The organism is Achromobacter sp. 1L-A-4-B-C2 (assembly GCF_057291955.1).
Map to the genome: position 1 here is coordinate 1 of NZ_JBXAWP010000010.1, position 1,013 is coordinate 1,013.

A 1,013-nucleotide genomic window follows, 5' to 3' on the forward strand; every position below is an offset into this window, starting at 1 on the left:
AACTCCACGTCCATGTCCGCCACGTGCACCGCCTGCCCCGGTTTTGCCGGAGACAGATACTTGCTGTCGAACCTGCGCCGGTACTCACCGCTGTCCAGCTTCGCCTGGACCTTGGCGCGCATCGCGTCTTCGAACTGGGTGATGTATTGGTCTGCTGCGCTGTCCCAGCGTTCACGCTCGTCGTCGTTCAAGACCCAGTTGCGGCCCACCGCCATGCCGGGGTCGTAAACCCTGGCGCGCTCGATATCGATGAAATGTTGGGCTTCCAGCGCGGCCGACCGGGTTTCGAACTGCTGCTTGACGTCGGTAAACGCCTGGGCCACCAAGACCTTGCGCTGGTTCTCGACGCCTTTGCCGTCCTTCTTGTCCAAGTACCGCTGCACGGCTTCATAGGCGTCGTTGCGCCAGCTATTGAGCTGCTGCGTGATCCCGATGGCGTCGTGCAGCACGATGCCAAAGCCGCGAGCACGGCGTGCGCTTTCCTTCAGATCCAGGGCGACGATTTGGCGCGCGTAGCGGTTCTCGGGATCGGAATAAAGCTGGCCTGCCCGGACCGACGCGGTGTCAGGCTGATCTTGTGCGATGGCGTCCGCCAGCGTGTCGTCGATGATGCTGGGGTCCAGCACGTCCGGCGTACGCGAGCATGACATCAGCAGCTTTCGGATATCGAAGTTCTGTAGTTGATTGCGTAGCGGGCTGAAGCTGGATATCAAGTCCAGCATGCGCTTTGTCAAGGGATCGGGCGTGAACAGCGCGCGAAGTTCTTCAATGTCTTCGGGGGCTTTCAGGCACACGGTCCAGGCACCGGGGCCGCTTTCGGCCGGGCCGTGCAGATCGTGCACACGGGCTGTGGGTTCATGGATCGGCTCAAGAGCGTGATGCTGGGGCGCATAGGGAAAGACACGCTTGAACAGACCGGTGTCATAGGTGCGATAGGCACTTTCGCAGAACCAGTCCTTCATGTAGCGCTTCGTGAACAGGTACAGATAGCCTCTGCGCATCGTGCGTACGGC

The 1,013-nt window shown here is 61.0% G+C and carries 1 protein-coding gene; it reads right to left on the minus strand.

Annotation, left to right across the window (positions count from 1 at the left end; translation table 11 throughout):
* A partial coding sequence (locus AC0Z35_RS28300) for a hypothetical protein (protein ID WP_485133324.1) occupies nt 1-1,001 on the minus strand: 1,001 nt, incomplete at its 3' end.
* Nucleotides 1,002-1,013 lie beyond the last annotated feature (12 nt).